The sequence below is a fragment of the Enterobacter sp. CRENT-193 genome, from assembly GCF_002787395.1.
Lineage (GTDB): Bacteria > Pseudomonadota > Gammaproteobacteria > Enterobacterales > Enterobacteriaceae > Enterobacter > Enterobacter hormaechei_C.
The window spans coordinates 1,543,645-1,564,686 of record NZ_CP024812.1; the positions used below are offsets into that span (position 1 = coordinate 1,543,645).

Consider the following 21,042-nt stretch of genomic DNA (forward strand, 5'->3'; position numbering starts at 1 on the left):
CTCCTTGATGCCGTCAGTAAACCTTCTGCAAGCGCCTGCTGTACAGTAAAAATAAATAAATTTTCCCCTTAAGAAGTTGTTAAGGTTTACCCTGTTTAATGGATTGTGAAACGACATTAAAGGGAGAGATAAAGATGAAAAAATTCGCTGCAATTGCTGCCATCATGATGATGACCACGGCCCCTGTCTTTGCTGCACAGGGTGGCTTCTCTGGCCCATCTGCGACACAGAATCAGACGCAAACCCAGCAGGGTGGCTTTGTCGATAATAACGCCAACCTCACCACCGCGGCTAAAGTGAAAGACCTGAAGGACGATGCCTGGGTGAAGCTGCGCGGGAACATTACCGAGCGCCTGTCCGATGACCGTTACACCTTCCGCGATGAAAGCGGCACGGTGGTGGTGGAGATCGACCACAAGCGCTGGAACGGCGTGACGGTGACGCCCCAGGATAAAGTCGAACTCCAGGGTAAAATCGATAAAGACTGGAACGAGTTTGAAATCGACGTGAAGCAGGTTATCAAGCTGAACAAATAACCCGGAAAGGGCCGCATGAGCGGCCCTTTTTCTTTGTGACTCAACTCGCCAGATGAGGTAGTATCTGCGGCAATATTGCCTGAAACCCATCGGTTTCTGAGTTGAGGAATCACACGTAATGAGCGATATGGCAGAGCGCCTCGCGCTACATGAATTCACGGAAAATGCCTACCTGAACTACTCCATGTACGTCATCATGGACAGGGCGTTGCCGTTTATCGGGGATGGCCTGAAGCCCGTTCAGCGCCGCATCGTCTATGCGATGTCCGAACTGGGGCTGAACGCTACCGCCAAGTTCAAGAAATCCGCCCGTACCGTCGGCGACGTGCTGGGTAAATACCATCCGCACGGCGACATCGCCTGCTATGAAGCGATGGTGCTGATGGCCCAGCCGTTCTCTTATCGCTATCCGCTGGTGGATGGCCAGGGGAACTGGGGGGCGCCGGACGATCCGAAATCCTTCGCGGCAATGCGTTATACCGAATCTCGCTTGTCTAAATATGCCGAAGTGCTGTTGGGCGAGCTGGGGCAGGGCACGGTCGACTGGGTGCCAAACTTCGACGGTACGATGCAGGAGCCGAAAATGCTGCCTGCGCGTCTGCCGAACATCCTGCTAAACGGCACGACCGGTATCGCCGTGGGCATGGCGACGGACATTCCGCCGCACAACCTGCGTGAAGTGGCAAAAGCGGCCATCACCCTGATTGAGCAGCCAAAAACCTCGCTGGACGATCTGCTGGATATCGTGCAGGGGCCGGACTATCCGACCGAAGCCGAGATCATCACCTCGCGTGCGGAAATCCGCAAAATCTACCAGAACGGTCGCGGCTCCGTGCGCATGCGCGCGGTGTGGAATAAAGAGGATGGTGCCGTGGTGATCACCGCGCTGCCGCACCAGGTGTCCGGTGCGAAGGTGCTGGAGCAGATCGCCTCCCAGATGCGCAATAAAAAGCTGCCGATGGTGGACGACCTGCGCGACGAATCGGACCACGAAAACCCGACCCGTCTGGTGATTGTGCCGCGTTCTAACCGCGTGGACATGGAGCAGGTGATGAACCACCTGTTCGCCACTACCGATCTGGAAAAAAGCTACCGCATCAACCTGAACATGATTGGTCTGGACGGTCGTCCGGCGGTGAAAAACCTGCTGGAGATCCTTACCGAATGGCTGGCCTTCCGCCGCGATACGGTGCGCCGTCGTCTGAACCATCGCCTGGAAAAAGTGCTTAAGCGCCTGCATATCCTCGAAGGTTTGCTGGTGGCGTTCCTCAACATCGACGAAGTGATCGAGATCATTCGTACCGAGGACGAACCTAAGCCTGCCCTGATGTCGCGCTTTGGCATCAGCGAAACCCAGGCCGAAGCGATCCTCGAACTGAAATTGCGCCATCTCGCCAGACTGGAAGAGATGAAGATCCGAGGCGAGCAGAACGAGCTGGAAAAAGAGCGCGATCAGCTTCAGGCGATTCTGGCGTCCGAGCGCAAGATGAACACCCTGCTGAAGAAAGAGTTGCAGGCCGATGCCGACGCCTTTGGCGACGACCGACGTTCTCCGCTGCACGAGCGCGAAGAGGCGAAGGCGATGAACGAGCACGACATGCTGCCGTCCGAGCCGGTGACCATCGTGCTTTCCCAGAGCGGCTGGGTGCGTAGCGCCAAAGGCCACGATATCGACGCGCCGGGTCTGAGCTACAAATCCGGTGACAGCTTCAAGGCGGCGGTGAAGGGCAAGAGTAACCAGCCGGTGGCGTTCATCGACTCCACGGGCCGCAGCTACGCCATCGACCCGATCACGCTGCCGTCTGCGCGCGGCCAGGGCGAACCGCTCACCGGTAAGCTGACGCTGCCGCCGGGTGCCACGGTTGAGCATATGCTGATGGAAGCCGACGATCAAAAACTGCTGATGGCGTCTGATGCGGGCTACGGCTTTATCTGTACCTTCAACGATCTGGTGTCGCGTAACCGTGCCGGTAAAGCGCTGATTAGCCTGCCGGATAACGCACACGTCATGCCGCCGCTGATCATCGAGAACGAAAGCGACATGCTGCTGGCGATCACCGCTGCCGGACGTATGCTGATGTTCCCGGTCAGCGATTTGCCGGAGCTGTCGAAAGGCAAGGGCAACAAGATCATCAGTATCCCGTCAGCGGAAGCGGCAAAAGGCGAAGATAGCCTCGCGCATCTCTTCCTGCTGCCGCCGCAGAGCACGCTGACCATTCATGTCGGCAAGCGTAAAATCAAACTGCGTCCGGAAGAGTTGCAGAAGGTGGTGGGTGAGCGCGGACGTCGCGGCTCACTGATGCGCGGCCTCCAGCGAATCGACCGCGTGGAGATTGACTCGCCGGCGCGCAGCAAAGCGGACGACAGCGAAGAGTAACCTGTTTCATCCCCCTCTTTCCGGAGGGGGTATTACCATAAAATTTCCCGTAAAAACGTTGTTAATTCGTGCGTTGCGATTAACAATACGCGCTCGTAATAAAGTCCTTACCTGGCCACAGGTGAAGTATAATTGTCAGCTGTCAGGGCTTCAGAGGTCGCTATGCTATACATTGTTCGTCTCATTCTTACCGTTATTTATTGCATTCTGGTCTGTATTTTCGGATCGATTTATTGCCTGTTCAGCCCGCGTAACCCAAAGCATGTCGCGACGTTTGGCCACATGTTTGGTCGTCTTGCGCCGCTGTTTGGCCTGAAGGTTGAAAAGCGTCTGCCTGAAGGGGCGGAGAATTTCGGTAACGCCATCTATATCGCTAACCATCAGAACAACTACGATATGGTGACGGCCTCAAATATTGTTCTTCCGCCGACCGTAACCGTGGGCAAAAAAAGCCTGCTGTGGATCCCCTTTTTCGGCCAGCTGTACTGGCTCACCGGTAACTTGCTGATTGACCGCAACAACCGCGCCAAAGCGCATGGCACCATTGCGGAAGTGGTGGATCAGTTTAAAAAGCGCCGGATTTCCATCTGGATGTTCCCGGAAGGGACGCGCAGCCGTGGTCGCGGCCTGCTGCCGTTCAAGACCGGCGCGTTTCATGCTGCAATTGCGGCTGGCGTTCCAATTATTCCCGTGTGTGTTTCCAATACATCGAATAAGATTAATCTTAACCGTCTGAATAACGGACTGGTCATTGTCGAAATGCTGCCGCCGGTAGATACCTCTAAATACGGTAAAGACCAGGTGCGCGAGCTGGCCACGCACTGCCGCGAGCTGATGGCTCAGCATATTGCGCAGCTCGATAAAGAAGTTGCAGAGCGAGAAGCCGCCGGTAAGATTTAACCCGGTGTCGTGTAAGGGAAAACGAATTCCCGCGTTGTTAGTCGTTTCAGATGGAGCTTATATGTCACTCAGTCGGCGTCAGTTTATTCAGGCTTCGGGTATCGCCCTTTGTGCGGGTGCGATACCGCGGACAGCCAGCGCCGCCGGGCAGCAACAGCCGCTGCCTATTCCGCCGTTGATTGAATCCCGTCGCGGGCAGCCGCTATTCCTCACGCTTCAGCGTAGCCACTGGTCCTTTACCCAGGGAACGCGCGCGCAGGTATGGGGCATTAACGGACGCTACCTCGGGCCGACCATTCGCGTGTGGAATGGCGATGACGTTAAGCTCATCTACAGTAACCGTACGACGGAAAATGTCGCGATGACCGTCAGTGGTTTGCAGGTGCCGGGGCCGCTGATTGGCGGCGCGGCACGCATGATGTCGCCGAATGCCGACTGGGCGCCCGTCCTCCCGATTCGTCAGAGCGCGGCGACATTGTGGTATCACGCCAATACCCCGAACCGCACCGCCCAGCAGGTCTACAACGGCCTGGCCGGAATGTGGCTGATTGAAGATGAGGTCAGTAAAACGCTGCCGATCCCGAATCACTACGGCGTCGATGATTTCCCGATCATTATTCAGGATAAGCGACTGGATAACTTTGGTACCCCGGAGTACAGCGAGCCGGGCAGCGGTGGCTTTGTGGGCGATACGCTGCTGGTTAACGGCGCGCAAAGCCCGTATGTCGAAGTGTCTCGTGGCTGGGTGCGCCTGCGTCTGCTGAATGCCTCTAACTCGCGCCGCTACCAGTTGCAGATGAGCGACGGCCGCGCGTTGCACGTGATTTCAGGCGATCAGGGGTTATTACCTGCGCCGGTGTCGGTGAAGCAGCTGGCGCTGGCGCCAGGCGAACGTCGTGAAATCCTCGTGGATATGACCAACGGGGATGAAGTGTCCGTGACCTGCGGCGAAGCGGCAAGCATTGTTGACCGTATTCGCGGCTTCTTTGAACCGTCGAGCGTGCTGGTCTCCACGCTGGTGCTGACGCTGCGCCCGACCGGCCTGTTGCCGCTGGTGACCGACAGCCTGCCGATGCGCCTGCTGCCGCAGGAAATTGTGACCGGCCCGGCAGTACGCAGTCGCGATATCAGCCTTGGCGACGATCCGGGCATCAACGGCGCGCTGTGGGACGTAAACCGCATTGATATCACCGCCCAGCAGGGAACCTGGGAGCGCTGGACCGTCCGCTCGGAGATGCCGCAGTCGTTCCATATTGAAGGGGTGTCATTCCTGATCCGCAACGTCAACGGGGCGATGCCGTTCCCGGAAGACAGGGGCTGGAAAGATACCGTCTGGGTGGATGGCCAGGTCGAACTGCTCGTCTACTACGGCCAGCCTTCCTGGCCGCACTTCCCGTTCCTGTTCCACAGCCAGACCCTGGAGATGATGGACAGGGGATCGGTAGGGCAGATGCTGGTGAATCCGGCACCGTAAAACACTTTCTCCCTCTCCCTGTGGGAGAGGGTTGGGGTGAGGGCAACAGCCCGCACAATACCCCTTCATTTCCCCCGGTAAACCAGCGTATAATCCCGCTCCTTTTGTCTATTTTTTCTTCGGAAGCATTATGAGCGCTATTTCCCTGATCCAGCCGGATCGCGACCTCTTCTCCTGGCCCCAGTACTGGGCAGCCTGCTTTGGACCGGCGCCTTTCCTGCCGATGTCCCGTGAAGAGATGGACCAGTTGGGCTGGGACAGCTGCGATATTATTCTGGTGACGGGCGATGCGTATGTCGATCACCCGAGCTTTGGCATGGCGATCTGCGGCCGTATGCTTGAAGCCCAGGGCTTCCGCGTGGGGATCATCTCCCAGCCTGACTGGAACAGCAAAGACGACTTTATGCGTCTGGGCAAGCCGAACCTGTTCTTCGGCGTGACCGCAGGCAACATGGACTCGATGATCAACCGCTATACCGCCGACCGTAAGCTGCGCCATGACGACGCTTATACGGCTGACAACGTGGCGGGTAAACGTCCCGACCGCGCGACCCTCGTCTACACCCAGCGATGCAAAGAAGCATGGAAAGACGTGCCGGTGATCCTGGGCGGCATCGAAGCGAGCCTGCGCCGTACCGCACACTATGACTACTGGTCCGACACCGTGCGCCGTTCGGTGCTGGTGGATTCGAAAGCCGACATGCTGATCTTCGGTAACGGTGAGCGTCCGCTGGTAGAGGTGGCACACCGTCTGGCGCAGGGCGAAGCGGTCAGCGAGATCCGCGACGTGCGCAACACCGCGATCATGGTGAAAGAGGCGCTGCCGGGCTGGAGCGGGGTGGATTCCCGCATTATCGATATGCCGGGCAAAATCGATCCTATCCCGCATCCGTACGGTGACGATTTGCCGTGCGCGGATAACAAACCGGTTGAGCCAAAAAAAGCGGAAGCAAAGGCCGTGGTGGTGCAGCCGCCGCGTCCGAAGCCGTGGGAAAAAACCTATGTGCTGCTGCCGTCCTACGAAAAAGTAAAAAGCGATAAAGTACTCTACGCCCACGCGTCGCGCATCTTACACCATGAAACCAACCCCGGCTGCGCGCGAGCGCTGATGCAAAAGCACGGCGAGCGCTATATCTGGGTTAACCCGCCGGCGATCCCGCTCTCTACCGAAGAGATGGACAGCGTGTTTGCTCTGCCGTACAAGCGTGTACCGCATCCGTCATATGGCAGCAGCCGCATTCCGGCGTACGAGATGATTCGTTTCTCGATCAACATCATGCGCGGCTGCTTCGGCGGGTGCTCCTTCTGTTCGATCACCGAACACGAAGGCCGTATTATTCAGAGCCGTTCCGAAGAGTCGATTGTTAACGAGATCGAAGCCATTCGCGACACGGTGCCGGGCTTTACCGGTGTGATCTCCGATCTGGGTGGTCCAACGGCCAACATGTACATGCTGCGCTGTAAATCGCCGCGCGCCGAGCAGACCTGCCGTCGTCTCTCCTGCGTCTATCCGAGCATTTGCGAGCATATGGACACCAACCACGAGCCGACGATCAACCTTTACCGTCGCGCCCGTGACCTGAAAGGCATCAAGAAGATCCTGATCGCCTCCGGCGTGCGTTACGACATTGCGGTGGAAGATCCGCGCTACATCAAAGAGCTGGCGACGCACCACGTTGGCGGTTATCTGAAGATCGCCCCGGAGCACACCGAAGAAGGCCCGCTGTCCAAAATGATGAAGCCGGGCATGGGCAGCTATGACCGCTTTAAACAGCTGTTTGATACCTATTCAAAACAGGCGGGGAAAGAGCAGTATCTGATCCCATACTTCATCTCCGCACACCCCGGCACCCGTGATGAAGACATGGTGAATCTGGCGCTGTGGCTGAAGCAGCGTCGATTCCGTCTGGATCAGGTGCAGAACTTCTACCCGTCGCCGCTCGCCAACTCGACGACCATGTATTACACCGGCAAAAACCCGCTGAGTAAGATTGGTTATAAGAGCGAAGACGTGGTGGTGCCGAAAGGGGATAAACAGCGCCGTCTGCATAAAGCGCTGCTGCGCTATCACGATCCGAAAAACTGGCCGCTGATCCGTCAGGCGCTGGAAGAGATGGGGAAAAAGCACCTGATCGGCTCGCGTCGTGATTGCCTGGTGCCTGCGCCAACGCTGGAAGAGATGCGCGAAGCGCGCCGCCAGAACCGCAACACGCGCCCGGCGCTGACCAAACATACCCCGATTGCGCATCAGCGTTCGAATGGTGTTGCGGGAACGAAGAAGAACGTAAAACGTTAGACCGGTTAAACCTGTAACAATACCCGGTGGCGCTGCGCTTACCGGGTCTACAGGTCTAACCCTCTCCCCTCCGGGGAGAGGGCAGGGTGAGGGGATTACCCGCCAAACTGATCCGGGTCCGGCCCAAGCCGCTTGCCCTGATCCAGCTTCGCAATTTCACCCAGCTCGTCTTTATCCAGGCGGAAATCCCAGACGTCGAAGTTCTCGGCGATACGCGATGGCGTGACCGATTTCGGGATCACCACCAGACCGCTATCCAGATGCCAGCGAATGACGATCTGCGCCGGGGTTTTACCGTACTTATCCGCCAGTTCACGGATGATTTTCTGGTCAAACACCCCTTCGCCGCCCTGGGCCAGCGGGCTCCAGGATTCGGTCTGGATCTTGTGCGTGGCGTTCCATGAATGAAGCTGGCGCTGCTGCATCAGCGGGTGCAGCTCAATCTGGTTAATCACCGGCGCGACGCCCGTTTCATCAATCAGGCGTTGCAGATGATGAACCTGGAAATTACAGACGCCGATGCTTTTTATCAGCCCCTCTTTTTGCAGTTCAATCATCCCTTTCCAGGCATCAACGTAATGGTCGATAGCCGGTACCGGCCAGTGCATGAGATAAAGATCGACGAAATCGAGCTGGAGTTTCTCCAGACTCTCCTGCAACGCTTCGCGGGGACGCTTTTGATCGTCGTTCCACAGCTTGGTGGTGATGAAAAGCTCATCCCGGGGAACGCCGGCGCTGGCAAGCGCTTTTCCCACGCCGTCCTCGTTTTTATAGGCGGCGGCGGTATCGATGGACCGATAGCCGACTTCCAGGGCTTTATGAATGGCGGAGACGACCTCGTCGTTACCGGCTTTCCATACACCTAGCCCCAGCTGGGGCATCACGTTGCCGTCCTGTAGCTTGATTACGGTTTGGTTTGCCATTTTTCCTCCTTCAGGTGCTCATCGCCGGAGGGAACCTCCGACGATGTGATGTGCATTAAGTCTGGACGAAATGTCAAAAAACGAAAGTCAGGATCCTAAAAACGCTTAGCGTGCCGCTTCGTAAATACGACGGCTGACGTCAAGGGTGATGTCGCCATGCTCGCCGATCTGCGTCATACCGTGTGCTTCCAGTTTCGCCAGCAGGGCAGGGATGGAGCTGCCGTCCAGGCCGTAGCCAGAGAGACGCGTTGGCACGCCCAGGCTTTCAAAGAAGTGACGGGTGGCTTCAATCGCGGCATCGATACGCGCATCGTCGGAACCGTCGGTGATGTTCCACACGCGTTCGGCGTACTGGAGCAGTTTGGCGCGTTTAGCGTCACGTTTTTCGTTCCACAGCGCAGGCAGAACCACCGCCAGCGTCTGGGCGTGATCCAGGCCGTGCATCGCCGTCAGCTCGTGGCCGAGCATGTGGGTAGCCCAGTCCTGCGGCACGCCTGCGCCGATCAGGCCGTTCAGCGCCTGGGTGGCTGCCCACATCACGTTGGCACGCACGTCGTAGTTTTCAGGCTCTTTCAGCGCTTTCGGACCTTCTTCAATCAGCGTCAGCAGAATGCCTTCCGCGAAACGATCCTGAATTTTGGCGTTTACCGGGTAAGTAACGTACTGCTCAACGGTGTGAACAAAGGCGTCGACCACGCCGTTCGCCACCTGACGCGCAGGCAGGGTATAGGTGTAAACCGGATCGAGGATCGCGAACACGGGCTGAACGTGTTCGTTCATAAAGGCCTGCTTGTCACCGGTGGTTTTACGGGAGATGACCGCGCCTTTGTTGGACTCTGATCCGGTGGCCGGCAGCGTCAGCACGGAGCCCATCGGGATCGCACTGCTGATGTCGCTGCCGCCCGTTTCCAGAATATGCCACGGGTCGATGCCGTCAGCGTAATGGGCCGCCGCCGCGATGAATTTGGTGCCGTCCAGCACGGAACCGCCGCCCACCGCCAGCAGGAAGGTGATCTGCTCCTCGCGGGCGATTTTTACCGCGTTCATCAGCGTTTCATAAGACGGGTTAGGCTCGATACCGCCGAACTCGCGCACGTCCAGACCTTCCAGAGCGCTGTACACCTGATCCAGTACGCCGGTTTTTTTCACGCTGCCGCCGCCGTAGGTAATCAGGACGCGGGCGTCCGTCGGGATTTGCGCGCGCAGGTCAGCGATAGCGTTTTTACCAAACAGAATGCGGGTTGGGGTATGAAGATTAAAGTTGTTCATGGCTTGTTCCCTGTAGTGGGTAAAAAATCGTGGTGGCGCAGAAGGCAACCTGATGCTGCTCATTGTGGCGGGCAGGCGCTATCCTCTCAATGCACATTCCTGCCGATGTCTTGCCCATTTCTACAGCGCGCTGGAGAAACGGTAAGAAAATGCGCACACTGTCAGCGTCGGAAACCGTACCCGGAGTAACTGAAAATGAACCGTGATGCCATCTGCCGCCAGCTAACGTCGCAGATTAAAACACTGATTGATAACGGAAATGATTCGGCTGAGCTGTTGCCGGATATTCGATTGCTGTACGGTACCCAGCCCGGGACGCGCACCCCGGTGATGTATCAGCCCGGCATCGTGTTTCTCTTTTCTGGCCATAAGATTGGCTATATCAATGAGCGCGTGTTCCGTTACGACACCAATGAATATCTGCTTCTGACAGTACCTTTACCCTTCGAATGTGAAACTTTCGCGACAGAGGAGGTGCCGCTGGCCGGGATCCGCGTCAACGTCGACATCCTCCAGTTGCAGGAGCTGCTGATGGATATTGGGGAGGACGAACTTTTCCGGCCGTCGATGGCGGCAAGCGGTATCAACTCCGCGACCCTATCGGAGGAAATTCTCTGCGCGATTGAACGCCTGTTAGACGTGATGGAAAGGCCGCTGGATGCGCGTATTCTCGGAAAGCAGATTATCCGCGAAATTCTTTACCATGTGCTGCTCGGGCCGGGCGGCGGGGCGCTGCTGGCGCTGGTAAGCCGCCAGACGCACTTTAGCCTGATTAGCCGCGTGCTCAAGCGCATTGAGAGCCAGTACACGGAAAACCTCAGCGTTGACCAGCTGGCGGCGGAAGCCAATATGAGCGTCTCGGCGTTTCACCATAACTTTAAATCCGTCACCAGCACGTCGCCGTTGCAGTACCTCAAAACCTACCGTCTACATAAGGCGCGGATGCTGATGATCCACGATGGCATGAAGGCCAGCGCCGCGGCGATGCGGGTTGGGTATGAAAGCGCGTCGCAGTTTAGTCGGGAGTTTAAGCGCTACTTCGGCGTCACGCCGGGGGAAGATGCGTCGCGCATCAGAACGATGCAGGGCGCTTAGGCTTTTGATTCTCTCCCCGCGGGAAGAGAATCAGGATGGGGTATCAGGCGCTGCAATACTTCTTCTTAATCACCACCGCGATTGTGCCGACCAGGCCCGCAACCAGCAGGAAGATCGGCAGCACCATCAGGAACGTCATCACCTGGTCTTCATGGCGCTTAACAAACGGGATCATATTCAGCGCGTAGCCGAGCGTGGTGACCACGCCCACCCAGAGCAGAGCGCTCAGCCAGTTGAAGAACTGGAAGCGGCGGTTAGGGAGGCCTGAAATACCCGCCATGGTAGGCAACAGGGTGCGAACAAACGCCAGAAAACGCCCGGCAAGTAACGCCAGCAGGCCGTGGCGGTCAAACATGCAGGTGGCGCGCTGGTGATATTTATGCGGCAGCTGTGCCAGCCAGCCTTTCACCACGCGGGTGTTTCCAAGCCAGCGCCCTTGCAGGTAGCTCAGCCAACAGCCGAGACTGGCCGCAGAAGTGAGGATCACCATTGTCGGTGCGAAGTCCATCACGCCCTTGCCGATTAACGCCCCTGCGAGCAGGAGCAGGCTGTCGCCGGGTAAAAATGAGGCTGGCAGTAGTCCATTCTCCAGAAACAGCGTCGCGAACATCACGAAATAGACAATCCCGACGACATGCGGGTCCGCCAGCGCGGCAAAATCGTGTTGCCAGAGCGCCGTGATGATATTTTGAATAACAGCCATGGACTTTCCTGTGGAACAGCAGATATAACGCTATTGTACTCCCAATTTTGCCTGTCGGGGTTGATCGCAGGCGCATCTCATACAGACTTTTCTGCTTGCGGTGTTCAGAATTGCGTCCGGGGAGTACATTTCAGTCAGCACTTTACACGATGCGCTCAAATCCTGCCGATAAATCCGCAATTAAATCGTCCACATTTTCCAGCCCGATATGCAGGCGGATTAAGGTCCCTTCGAAGTCCACCTCGCCGCCCGGGCGCAGGGCCGCAATCTGCTCCGGCTGGTTGGGCAGGATCAGCGATTCAAACCCACCCCATGAATAGGCCATGCTGAAGAGGGTAAAGTTATCCAGATAGCTTGCCAGTTCGGCGTCATTCAGGCGCTTTTTAAGTACAAATGAGAACAACCCGCTGCTGCCCGTAAAGTCACGTTGCCAGTATTCATGGCCTTTGCTGCCCGGCAGCGCCGGATGGTTAACGCGCTCCACCTGCGGATGCAGCGCCAGCCACTGTGCAATTTGCAGGCTGCTTTCGTGATGCTGACGCAGACGCACGCCGAGCGTACGGATGCCCCGGCTGGTCATGTAGGCGGTATCGGCATCCACCATCTGGCCCATCAGGTAGGCGTTTTCACGCAATTGATCCCAGCAGCGGGCGTTAGATACCGCCGTACCGATCATGCCGTCGGAATGGCCAATCAGGTATTTGGTCGCCGCTTGAATGGAGATATCGATGTCAAATTCCAGGGCTTTAAACAGCACACCTGCCGCCCAGGTGTTGTCGATCATGATGATCGCTTCCGGCGCTATGCTGCGCACCGCCTTCACGATGGCCGGGACGTCATGCACTTCCATGGTGATGGAGCCGGGAGATTCCAGGAACACAACGCGCGTGTTGGGCTGAATAAGCCCGGCAATACCGGCCCCAATCAGCGGATCGAACCAGCTGGTGGTGACGCCGAGCTTGCTGAGTATTTTGGTGCAGAAGTCCTGGCTTGGCTCGTAAGCGGTATTGGTCATCAGGACGTGGTCACCCTGTTCCACAAACGCCAGAATGGTATTGGCGACCGCCGCCGCGCCGCACGGGAACAGCGCGCAGCCCGCGCCGCCCTCCAGTTCGCACATGGCTTCCTGCAACGAGAAATGGGTTAACGTGCCACGACGACCGTAAAATAGCCCGCCCTTCGCGCGATTACGCGTAGCGATTTTTTTATCTTCAACGGTATCAAACACCAGCGAGGAGGCGCGCTGGATCACGCTGTTGACCGAGCCCTGAGTGTATTTCTTACTGCGTCCTGCCTGCACCAGCGTGGTCTCAAGCTGCTTTTTAGTCATGTTCGCTAACCCTATTTTTATACGTCTGGACGTCCAGACTACCACGATTGTCAGAATGTGCATCCGGATGCTTATCGAATAAGCAGAAAATATTATCAAAAATTCGCATAAGAAATTTTTACTGCGTAAGCGCAAGGAAAGTGAGCGAAAATTACGGCACTATGTAAATACTAATGAGAACTACTATCAATTCGACGACGTTTTGATATTATTACGTTCAGATTTTGTGATTTGCGTCCTGGAGATACAGAGTGGGTAATAATTTGATGCAGACGGATCTCTCCGTTTGGGGCATGTATCAACATGCTGACATCGTAGTTAAGATTGTGATGATCGGCCTGATTCTGGCGTCCGTGATCACCTGGGCTATCTTCTTCAGCAAGAGCGCCGAACTTCTTTCACAAAAACGCCGCCTCAAGCGTGAGCAGAAGCAGCTGGCGGAAGCCCGTTCTCTGGATCAGGCTTCTGATATCACCTCATCCTTCCATGCGAAAAGCCTGACTACCCTGTTAGTGAACGAAGCGCAGAACGAGCTGGAACTCTCCGCAGGCAGTGAAGATAACGAAGGCATTAAAGAGCGTACCGGCTTCCGTCTGGAGCGTCGCGTTGCGGCCGTGGGTCGTCATATGGGCCGCGGTAACGGCTACCTGGCGACTATCGGCGCTATCTCCCCGTTCGTCGGCCTGTTCGGTACCGTCTGGGGCATCATGAACAGCTTTATCGGTATCGCCCAGACGCAGACCACTAACCTTGCGGTCGTCGCGCCGGGTATCGCAGAAGCGCTGCTGGCAACGGCTATCGGTCTGGTTGCCGCTATCCCGGCGGTTGTTATCTATAACATCTTCGCGCGCATGATTGGCAGTTACAAAGCCACACTGGGTGACGTTGCCGCGCAGGTTCTGCTGCTGCAAAGCCGCGATCTGGACCTGAACGCCAGCGCCGTTAAACCGGTTCATGCGGCGTCCAAACTGCGCGTAGGTTGATTGTATGGCAATGCGTCTTAATGAAAATCTGGACGATAACGGTGAAATGCATGAGATCAACGTGACGCCGTTTATCGACGTCATGCTGGTTCTGCTGATTATCTTTATGGTTGCCGCACCGCTGGCGACGGTGGATGTGAAGGTGAATCTGCCTGCGTCCTCCAGCCAGCCGCAGCCGCGTCCGGAAAAGCCTATCTACCTGTCCGTGAAGGCCGATAAGTCCATGTTCCTGGGCAACGATCCGGTAACGGATGCCTCGGTTATTCCGGCGCTGGACCAGCTCACCGGCGGCAAGAAAGACACCACCGTCTTCTTCCGCGCGGATAAAACCGTTGATTATGAAACCATGATGAAGGTAATGGACACGCTGCATCAGGCGGGATACCTGAAGATTGGTCTGGTCGGCGAAGAGAAAGCGGCCGCGAAGTAAAACGAAGGCTCTTGCAGCCTTGCCTGCCGGGTGGCGGCGTCGCATTACCCGGCCTGCATTCCGCAACAATCATTGTTGTCTCACTCTGAAGGCGCCGTCGGCGCCTCTTCATCAAGCGCCACACAGGTCACGTTTGATGTACGGTAATTGCCTTCCGAGAGTTTACGGGTCAGGCGCAGGGTGGCTGTCTCGCGTGCCAGCAGGTACTGATAGTTCGCCTCCAGTCGCCCGAGGATCTTCTCTTTAAGCTCAGGACGCTGTTCAATAATGGCGTTCATCACCGCGCCGTAAATCTCCTCCTTGGCCTGCAAGGCGTAAATCTCCCGACGGTTCTGCCATTTCAGGCGTACCAGCGTGGCCGGAATCGAAACCAAATCCTGCGTAATTCGCGTCATCTCGTCATTTTTTATCTTTTTCAGGGCGTCGAGATTCTGCTTTAAGATAAATTCATCGCTTTTTTTATCATCTAAAGTCAAATAAACGTTATTACCGCTATCATCATTCACGTTAATCTTCCCCCAGGTTATAAAAGATGGGATTGTTTTTTTCACGCGTAATTAAATTAAGCCAAATTTCATTGCCGGCTTCATTTATTTGCTGCGTTTTCTCGACCATTATTTGACTTAGCGTCTGGGCGTCTATTTCCCCTTCGGCCTGTAAATCATTCAGCAGATGAACTAAGGCTTCAATCTTGATCGCGCGAAATAAACGCTCTTTTAAATGGCGATCGTGCTCTTCCAGCACCATATTACGGGATTTGCCGGTGCGTGAAACACCAATTAATATGTCGGCTTCATAGTCGGAGAGTTTTCTTTTTCCTTGAGTGAAATTCGCCTCTTTATCTGCTTCCGTCGAAGGCTGTTCCACAAGCGTAATGTGGTACTTTGCCGGGACAAGATTGTCGGGCAGCATTTTAATTTCCTTTAATTTCAAAAGGGTGGGATTGGAAAAAGGGTGAGATTCGTTGACAATATCATGAGGCAATTTTAAAATCAAAAAAAATGGAGCCTACCCATGAACAGCATTTTCTTCACGGTCATAACGTTACTATTACTGACCGCTGGCGTGCTTTTATTGATGCAAGAGTTCAATAAAACGAAAGTGTCAAAAGACGTCAGTGAACCGCCGCAGCCTGAATTGATGTCGAAAGAGGAGGGGGAAGATCATTTCTCCGTATTGATGAACGCCGTGACGCCGGTCTGGTACTGGCGAGTAAATCACGAATATATCGATTTCCTCCATGCGACAATTAAGCGAATGAAAATGGCCGAAATTAATGATACGCCCGGCCTGTTCGACGCGCAGCGCCGCTGTAGCGACCTTAATTCGGCGGTCTATAAATATTACGACAATATCAAAAAGCGCTGTCTGAATGGCGAGAAGGTGTCGTACTCCGATTTAGATGTATTAAATCTGCGCCAGTGTTTTCGTGAGTTTAGCCTGGAAGCCTACCCGGAACTGGTCGCGCTGGTCTGGCCGGAGTATGCGCGTCCGGATGTAGATCCCAACGAGGTATAGTTGAGATATACTCAGCGCTGGTTTCGTTTGCAGACAGGATTTTATGGAACGCTTCTTTGAAAACGCAATGTATGCCTCTCGCTGGCTGCTCGCACCCGTCTATTTTGGTCTCTCCCTGGCGCTGGTCGCCCTGACGATTAAGTTCTTTCAGGAGATATTCCACGTCCTGCCAAACATTTTCTCCGTGGCAGAAGCCGATTTGATTCTGGTTCTACTGTCGCTGGTAGATATGACGTTGGTGGGAGGATTACTGGTGATGGTGATGTTCTCCGGTTATGAGAATTTCGTCTCTCAGCTTGATATCGCCGAGCACAAAGAAAAGCTCAGCTGGCTGGGGAAAATGGACGCCTCATCGCTGAAGAATAAAGTCGCGGCGTCGATTGTTGCAATTTCGTCTATTCACCTGTTACGCGTCTTTATGGACGCGAAAAACGTCCCGGATAATAAGCTGATGTGGTATGTGATTATCCACCTGACGTTTGTGCTGTCGGCGTTTGTTATGGGGTATCTGGATAAGATCAGTAAGAAATAAATTCACCACGCCCCCTCTCCCTGTGGGAGAGGGGGCGTGGTAAGGGCAGCAGGCCGCACTATTTATCCGACGACGCCTGCCACAAATTCAGCTCACCATCCGCAACGTGCTGGTCAATCCGCATCAGTTCATCTTCGCTAAAGCGCAGGTTATTCAGCGCCTGAACGTTCTCTTCCAGCTGCTCCGGGCGGCTCGCGCCAATCAGTACCGACGTTACACGCTCATCTTTCAACAACCAGCTTAGCGCCATCTGCGCCATCGTCTGCCCGCGCGCGTGCGCCATCTCGTTCAGCAGACGAAGGCTGCTCAGGTTGGCTTCCGTCAGCATTTTCTCCGTCAGGCCGCGCACTTTTTTCCCTTCGCGCTGCATACGTGAACCGTCCGGAATGCCGTTCAGGTATTTTCCGGTGAGCAGGCCCTGTGCCAGCGGGGTAAAGGCGATACAGCCCGTTCCGTTTTTCTCCAGCGCGTCCAGCAGGCCGGTCTTGTCGACCCAGCGGTTAAGCAGGTTGTAAGACGGCTGGTGGATCAAAAGCGGGATCTTCCACTCGCGCAGCAATTCGGTCATCGCCGCCGTGCGTTCCGTGGAGTAAGACGAAATGCCGACATACAGCGCTTTTCCGCTCTGCACCGCGTGTGCCAGCGCGGCGGCGGTCTCTTCCATCGGCGTGTTTTCGTCTACGCGGTGAGAATAGAAAATATCCACATACTCCACACCCATGCGGTTCAGGCTCTGGTCGAGGCTGGCGAGCAGGTACTTACGTGAACCGCCCGAACCATACGGTCCTGGCCACATGTCGTAGCCCGCTTTGGTGGAGATGATCAGCTCGTCACGATACCCGGCAAAATCCTCCCGTAGCAGACGGCCAAAATTCTCTTCAGCGCTGCCCGGAGGGGGGCCGTAGTTGTTGGCAAGATCAAAGTGGGTAATGCCGAGATCGAAGGCCTTACGCAGCAGCGCGCGCTGGGAATCGAGCGGCTGAACGTGACCGAAGCTGTGCCACAGGCCCAGCGACAGTGCCGGTAAGCGCAGGCCGCTTTTGCCGCAGTATCGGTACTGCATGTTTTCGTATCGGCCGGTGTAAGGGTGCCAGGACATGATGTCTCCTTTCTTGTCGGTGAATTTTCGAAACAACGTTTTCATTCTATGCCGACTCGATAACGAAAAAAGTATATTTTCTACAGTATCTGCCGATAACGAGGGGAGTACTCGCCTCTGGGCGAATTCACCCTCACGGCAAGGAATACTCAATGAAGATGCTTCGTAATTTCACCATCCGTTTCGTCATGCTGACGATACTGGGGATCTTTTGTGTCATGTGGGCAGGCGTGGGGCTTTACAGCACCTGGTCTCTGTCTCGTGTTTCTGATGGTAATGACGTTGACCGCCAGCTGGTCCGGCAAATGACGGTGCTGAGCCAGGGCAACGATCAGTATTTCCGTTTCGTCACCCGCCTGAGCCGGGCAATGGAAGTTAAAGCGGCGGGCGGCACGCCGGACCTGGCTCCTGCTCAGCAGGCGCTGGATAACATGAGTAAAAAGCTGGCAGAGATGAAAGCTATCTCCCCGGGCCCGATGGATGAAAAGGTGTCTGCGCAGGTGATTTCCACCTGGCAGGCGCTGCTCGATCAGGGCGTTACACCGCAGATGGCGCAGGCGAAGCAGGCGACGCTCGAAGGCTATCGTCAGCATGCCAACAACGTCACGCCGCCGCTAAGCCGTGCATTCGGGTCAGCGGCTGAGAACTTTAACAATACCGCGGCGAAGGCGCTCGACAGCACGCGCGTGGTGGTCGACGGCCTCACCAGCATGACCCGGACGGTAATTATCACCGCCACGATCGTGGGTCTGCTGATCCTGCTTTTCACCGACCGCTACCTGGTGGCGATACTGGTAAAACCGCTGGATCGTATCCGTCAGCAGTTCCGCCAGATTGCGCAGGGCGACCTCAGCCAGCCGATTGAATCTTTGGGCCGCAACTGCGTGGGGCAACTGGTACCGCTGCTGAGTGCAATGCAGGACAGCCTGCGGGAGGCGGTCAGCACGATTCGTTCCGGCAGCGAGAATATCTGGCGCGGGGCAACGGAGATCTCCAGCGGGAATAACGATCTTTCTTCGCGTACCGAAGAGCAGGCCGCCGCGCTGGAAGAGACCGCGGCCAGCATGGAGCAGCTTACCGCAACGGTGAAGCTGAACGCCGAAAGCGCGCGCCAGGCCAGCCAGCTTGCGGATGTCGCCTCCAGCACGGCCAGCCGCGGCGGGTCGCTGGTGGAAGATGTGGTTACGACCATGAGCGGCATTTCGGACAGCTCGAAAAAAATCGCTGAAATCACCACCGTTATCAACAGCATCGCTTTCCAGACTAATATTCTGGCGCTGAACGCCGCGGTGGAAGCCGCCCGGGCCGGGGAGCAGGGGCGAGGCTTTGCGGTCGTGGCGGGTGAGGTACGTAATCTGGCCAGCCGCAGCGCGAATGCGGCCAAAGAGATCGAAGGGCTGATTGCGGATTCCGTTGCCCGCGTGGAGCAGGGGGCGCAGCTGGTGAACGATACCGGCACCACGATGGAAGCAATCCTGCGCGACGTGACGGAAGTGACCGTCATTATGAAGCAGATCGCCACCGCGTCAGAGGAGCAGAGCAAAGGAATTTCTCAGGTCGGCGTTGCCATCACGCAGATGGACGGCGTGACCCAGCAGAACGCCTCGCTGGTGGAGCAGGTTTCCGCCGCCGCCGCCGCACTGGAACGGCAGACCGAAGAACTCCAGCGCTCAGTGCAGAAATTCCGTCTCACCGCGTAACCTCATCGTGTCAGGCCGTCTCTGGCGGCCTGACGTTTATCGCTCTGAATAATCTGTGTTACCTGCGACAGCTGACCAATTTTCACTTCGCTTGCCCGCATAAATTTACTTTTGTCGATCAGCAGCAGCGACTGGCTGGCGCGGTTTAACAGCAGCGCCTTAAAGCCCGCGTTGTGCTCGGACGGATCCCAGAGGACGCCATGCTCATCGACCCCTTCACACGAGAAGATAAACAGATCGATCTCCAGCCCTTTTAGCTGCGTCACCAGCGCCGGATTAACATAGCAGCGATACTTACGCTCAAGCGTTCCGCCGGAGCAGATAAGCGTGATCCGCTCGCGCTTTGCCATCTCGTGGCAGACAGGCAGGCTGTTGGTAAATACGGTGAGGTCGATGTCCGGCAACTGGCGCGCCAGATGAAAGCAGGTTGAGCTGGCGTCGAGGGCGATGGTCATCCCTTCGCTGATCCAGCCCAGCGCGTGGCGGGCAATATCGGCTTTGTCGGCATAATGGCTTTTCAGGCGTGCGCCAAAGGGTTCACCGCTGTCGCGGCTGTCCGGGTGAATCAGACGCGCGCGCCCGTGCTGGCGCAGAAGCTTCCCCTGCTGCTGCAACGACTTCAGATCCCGGCGGATCGTCTCTTTGCTGACGGAGAGCTTTTCAGCCAGCACCTCGGTAGTCAGCCAGTCGCTTTGACTCAGCAGGGAGATAAGGCTCTGCTGTCGGGTCGCTTTTAGCGTCTGGTCTGACATACGAGGCTCCTTGCGCACGCGTGCTGACGCATTTTTCTCATCGCGGAATAAGGGCGGCGAACCGCCCGGTCATGGATCAACCCTGACGTTTATCTTCCGTCTGGGTATCGAAGTCGCTTGCTGAATGACGCTCATGCAACTGCTCGTTCAGCTCGCCGTTGGTACGGTTAACAATGCGCCCGCGTTTAACAGCTGGACGATTCGCCACATCTTTTGCCCAGCGCTGCACGTTGGTGTACTTCCCGGCATCCAGGAACTCGGCGGCGTTATAGACGCTGCCCAGCGCCACGCAGCCAAACCATGGCCAGACCGCCATATCCGCAATGGTATATTCCTCACCCGCTACGTAACGACCGCGCGCCAGCTGTTTGTCCAGCACGTCGAACAGGCGTTTAGCTTCCATGGTGAAGCGATCGATAGCGTACTCAATCTTCACTGGCGCGTAGTTATAGAAGTGGCCAAAACCGCCGCCGAGGAACGGGGCCGCGCCCTGTAACCAGAACAGCCAGTTCAGGGTTTCCGTTCGTCCTGCCGGATCTTTTGGCAGGAAGTGACCAAATTTCTCGGCCAGATAGAGCAGGATATTGCCGGATTCAAAGACGCGCGTCGGCGGGGTGGTGGAGTGGTCACGCAGGGCCGGGATCTTCGAGTTCGGGTTCACGTCGACAAAACCGCTGGAGAACTGATCACCCTCGCCAATGCGGATCAACCATGCGTCGTATTCCGCGCCCGTCACGCCCAGCGCCAGCAGCTCTTCCAGCATGATGGTAACTTTCTGTCCATTCGGCGTACCGAGTGAGTACAGCTGGAGCGGGTGCGCGCCCACAGGTAGCTCTTTCTCGTGCGTCGCGCCCGAGACGGGACGGTTGATATTGGCGAACGCGCCGCCGTTATTCTGTTTCCATTCCCACACTTTCGGTGGCTGATAGGTGTTATCTGACATGTTGGCCTGCCTCTTTGGTGTTGTGTTGAGGCAGTGTAGCAGGAGATGCAGGAACCGTTTAACGATGCGAGCGTAATGGGCAGGGCGGGTGTATGATAACGCCACCTCTGTCAGTTAATTACAACGTGCAGACGACGACAACCCCACCAAAAAATTGCCGCCTGCCTGTTTTAGGTTGGACA

At 56.3% G+C, this 21,042-nt stretch carries 20 protein-coding genes; 11 read left to right on the forward strand and 9 right to left on the reverse strand.

What is annotated here, in order from left to right:
• The first annotated feature begins 134 nt into the window (after positions 1–134).
• The 5 genes from CU081_RS07635 to CU081_RS07655 all read left to right on the forward strand — a co-directional run bounded on the left by CU081_RS07635 (position 135) and on the right by CU081_RS07655 (position 7,583).
• Complete coding sequence (locus CU081_RS07635; RefSeq protein ID WP_003862501.1) at positions 135–536, forward strand: YgiW/YdeI family stress tolerance OB fold protein; 402 nt, start codon at positions 135–137, stop codon at positions 534–536.
• Between the two features lie 118 nt (positions 537–654).
• Positions 655–2,913 carry a DNA topoisomerase IV subunit A gene (gene parC, locus CU081_RS07640; protein ID WP_022651867.1) on the forward strand — a complete coding sequence of 753 codons (2,259 nt, stop codon included), beginning with the start codon at positions 655–657 and terminating at the stop codon, positions 2,911–2,913.
• Between the two features lie 162 nt (positions 2,914–3,075).
• Positions 3,076–3,813, forward strand: coding sequence for a 1-acylglycerol-3-phosphate O-acyltransferase (gene plsC / locus CU081_RS07645; protein WP_003862497.1), 738 nt, complete (start codon positions 3,076–3,078; stop codon positions 3,811–3,813).
• A gap of 61 nt (positions 3,814–3,874) precedes the next feature.
• Complete coding sequence (gene ftsP, locus CU081_RS07650) at positions 3,875–5,287, forward strand: cell division protein FtsP (RefSeq protein ID WP_003862496.1); 1,413 nt, start codon at positions 3,875–3,877, stop codon at positions 5,285–5,287.
• Positions 5,288–5,417: 130 nt separating this feature from the next.
• Positions 5,418–7,583 carry a YgiQ family radical SAM protein gene (locus CU081_RS07655; protein WP_003862495.1) on the forward strand — a complete coding sequence of 722 codons (2,166 nt, stop codon included), beginning with the start codon at positions 5,418–5,420 and terminating at the stop codon, positions 7,581–7,583.
• Between the two features lie 95 nt (positions 7,584–7,678).
• Here the strand turns inward: CU081_RS07655 and dkgA are convergent, their stop codons facing one another.
• Positions 7,679–8,506, reverse strand: a complete 828-nt coding sequence (gene dkgA, locus CU081_RS07660) for a 2,5-didehydrogluconate reductase DkgA (protein ID WP_003862493.1) — start codon at positions 8,504–8,506, stop codon at positions 7,679–7,681.
• A gap of 105 nt (positions 8,507–8,611) precedes the next feature.
• On the reverse strand, positions 8,612–9,775 hold the full coding sequence (gene yqhD / locus CU081_RS07665) for an alcohol dehydrogenase (RefSeq protein ID WP_003862492.1): 1,164 nt from the start codon (positions 9,773–9,775) through the stop codon (positions 8,612–8,614).
• Between the two features lie 195 nt (positions 9,776–9,970).
• Here yqhD and CU081_RS07670 point away from each other — a divergent pair, with 195 nt between their 5' ends.
• Positions 9,971–10,870, forward strand: a complete 900-nt coding sequence (locus CU081_RS07670) for an AraC family transcriptional regulator (protein WP_003862489.1) — start codon at positions 9,971–9,973, stop codon at positions 10,868–10,870.
• Positions 10,871–10,913: 43 nt separating this feature from the next.
• Here the strand turns inward: CU081_RS07670 and yghB are convergent, their stop codons facing one another.
• Both yghB and metC read right to left on the reverse strand, forming a co-directional pair.
• On the reverse strand, positions 10,914–11,573 hold the full coding sequence (gene yghB, locus CU081_RS07675; protein WP_003862486.1) for a DedA family general envelope maintenance protein YghB: 660 nt from the start codon (positions 11,571–11,573) through the stop codon (positions 10,914–10,916).
• Positions 11,574–11,715: 142 nt separating this feature from the next.
• Complete coding sequence (gene metC, locus CU081_RS07680) at positions 11,716–12,903, reverse strand: cystathionine beta-lyase (protein WP_003862484.1); 1,188 nt, start codon at positions 12,901–12,903, stop codon at positions 11,716–11,718.
• Between the two features lie 251 nt (positions 12,904–13,154).
• Here metC and exbB point away from each other — a divergent pair, with 251 nt between their 5' ends.
• Both exbB and exbD read left to right on the forward strand, forming a co-directional pair.
• Entirely contained in the window at positions 13,155–13,886 is a 732-nt protein-coding gene (exbB, locus tag CU081_RS07690; protein WP_003862482.1) for a tol-pal system-associated acyl-CoA thioesterase, read from the forward strand.
• Between the two features lie 4 nt (positions 13,887–13,890).
• Positions 13,891–14,316 carry a TonB system transport protein ExbD gene (exbD, locus tag CU081_RS07695; protein WP_001251472.1) on the forward strand — a complete coding sequence of 142 codons (426 nt, stop codon included), beginning with the start codon at positions 13,891–13,893 and terminating at the stop codon, positions 14,314–14,316.
• 80 nt (positions 14,317–14,396) lie between these two features.
• Here exbD and CU081_RS07700 read toward each other — a convergent pair whose 3' ends face one another.
• Both CU081_RS07700 and CU081_RS07705 read right to left on the reverse strand, forming a co-directional pair.
• On the reverse strand, positions 14,397–14,822 hold the full coding sequence (locus tag CU081_RS07700; protein ID WP_003862479.1) for a hypothetical protein: 426 nt from the start codon (positions 14,820–14,822) through the stop codon (positions 14,397–14,399).
• A gap of 1 nt (position 14,823) precedes the next feature.
• On the reverse strand, positions 14,824–15,228 hold the full coding sequence (locus tag CU081_RS07705) for a hypothetical protein (protein WP_003862477.1): 405 nt from the start codon (positions 15,226–15,228) through the stop codon (positions 14,824–14,826).
• 102 nt (positions 15,229–15,330) lie between these two features.
• On the opposite strand from CU081_RS07705, the gene CU081_RS07710 reads away from it, so the two are divergent.
• On the forward strand, positions 15,331–15,834 hold the full coding sequence (locus CU081_RS07710) for an ESA_00282 family adhesion-associated protein (protein ID WP_003862475.1): 504 nt from the start codon (positions 15,331–15,333) through the stop codon (positions 15,832–15,834).
• A gap of 43 nt (positions 15,835–15,877) precedes the next feature.
• Positions 15,878–16,366 (forward strand): TIGR00645 family protein, encoded by a 489-nt coding sequence (locus CU081_RS07715; protein WP_003862473.1) that lies wholly within the window; start codon positions 15,878–15,880, stop codon positions 16,364–16,366.
• 58 nt (positions 16,367–16,424) lie between these two features.
• On the opposite strand, the gene CU081_RS07720 is transcribed toward CU081_RS07715, so the two are convergent.
• Complete coding sequence (locus tag CU081_RS07720; RefSeq protein ID WP_003862471.1) at positions 16,425–17,465, reverse strand: aldo/keto reductase; 1,041 nt, start codon at positions 17,463–17,465, stop codon at positions 16,425–16,427.
• Positions 17,466–17,617: 152 nt separating this feature from the next.
• Between CU081_RS07720 and CU081_RS07725 the strand changes: the two genes are divergently transcribed.
• Positions 17,618–19,165 carry a methyl-accepting chemotaxis protein gene (locus CU081_RS07725; protein WP_003862469.1) on the forward strand — a complete coding sequence of 516 codons (1,548 nt, stop codon included), beginning with the start codon at positions 17,618–17,620 and terminating at the stop codon, positions 19,163–19,165.
• Positions 19,166–19,167: 2 nt separating this feature from the next.
• On the opposite strand, the gene fucR is transcribed toward CU081_RS07725, so the two are convergent.
• Both fucR and yghU read right to left on the reverse strand, forming a co-directional pair.
• Positions 19,168–19,917: an L-fucose operon activator gene (gene fucR / locus CU081_RS07730; RefSeq protein ID WP_003862467.1), complete on the reverse strand. Its 750-nt coding sequence runs from the start codon at positions 19,915–19,917 to the stop codon at positions 19,168–19,170.
• Positions 19,918–19,993: 76 nt separating this feature from the next.
• Positions 19,994–20,860 (reverse strand): glutathione-dependent disulfide-bond oxidoreductase, encoded by an 867-nt coding sequence (gene yghU / locus CU081_RS07735; RefSeq protein WP_003862465.1) that lies wholly within the window; start codon positions 20,858–20,860, stop codon positions 19,994–19,996.
• Positions 20,861–21,042 lie beyond the last annotated feature (182 nt).

Excerpts from the sequence above, each read along its gene's own strand:
- CU081_RS07635 (WP_003862501.1), top strand. The coding sequence starts at position 135 with ATGAAAAAATTCGCTGCAATTGCTGCCATCATGATGATGACCACGGCC.
- parC (WP_022651867.1), top strand. The coding sequence starts at position 655 with ATGAGCGATATGGCAGAGCGCCTCGCGCTACATGAATTCACGGAAAAT.
- plsC (WP_003862497.1), top strand. The coding sequence starts at position 3,076 with ATGCTATACATTGTTCGTCTCATTCTTACCGTTATTTATTGCATTCTG.
- ftsP (WP_003862496.1), top strand. The coding sequence starts at position 3,875 with ATGTCACTCAGTCGGCGTCAGTTTATTCAGGCTTCGGGTATCGCCCTT.
- CU081_RS07655 (WP_003862495.1), top strand. The coding sequence starts at position 5,418 with ATGAGCGCTATTTCCCTGATCCAGCCGGATCGCGACCTCTTCTCCTGG.
- dkgA (WP_003862493.1), bottom strand. The coding sequence starts at position 8,506 with ATGGCAAACCAAACCGTAATCAAGCTACAGGACGGCAACGTGATGCCC.
- yqhD (WP_003862492.1), bottom strand. The coding sequence starts at position 9,775 with ATGAACAACTTTAATCTTCATACCCCAACCCGCATTCTGTTTGGTAAA.
- CU081_RS07670 (WP_003862489.1), top strand. The coding sequence starts at position 9,971 with ATGAACCGTGATGCCATCTGCCGCCAGCTAACGTCGCAGATTAAAACA.
- yghB (WP_003862486.1), bottom strand. The coding sequence starts at position 11,573 with ATGGCTGTTATTCAAAATATCATCACGGCGCTCTGGCAACACGATTTT.
- metC (WP_003862484.1), bottom strand. The coding sequence starts at position 12,903 with ATGACTAAAAAGCAGCTTGAGACCACGCTGGTGCAGGCAGGACGCAGT.
- exbD (WP_001251472.1), top strand. The coding sequence starts at position 13,891 with ATGGCAATGCGTCTTAATGAAAATCTGGACGATAACGGTGAAATGCAT.
- CU081_RS07705 (WP_003862477.1), bottom strand. The coding sequence starts at position 15,228 with ATGCTGCCCGACAATCTTGTCCCGGCAAAGTACCACATTACGCTTGTG.
- CU081_RS07710 (WP_003862475.1), top strand. The coding sequence starts at position 15,331 with ATGAACAGCATTTTCTTCACGGTCATAACGTTACTATTACTGACCGCT.
- CU081_RS07715 (WP_003862473.1), top strand. The coding sequence starts at position 15,878 with ATGGAACGCTTCTTTGAAAACGCAATGTATGCCTCTCGCTGGCTGCTC.
- CU081_RS07720 (WP_003862471.1), bottom strand. The coding sequence starts at position 17,465 with ATGTCCTGGCACCCTTACACCGGCCGATACGAAAACATGCAGTACCGA.
- CU081_RS07725 (WP_003862469.1), top strand. The coding sequence starts at position 17,618 with ATGAAGATGCTTCGTAATTTCACCATCCGTTTCGTCATGCTGACGATA.
- fucR (WP_003862467.1), bottom strand. The coding sequence starts at position 19,917 with ATGTCAGACCAGACGCTAAAAGCGACCCGACAGCAGAGCCTTATCTCC.
- yghU (WP_003862465.1), bottom strand. The coding sequence starts at position 20,860 with ATGTCAGATAACACCTATCAGCCACCGAAAGTGTGGGAATGGAAACAG.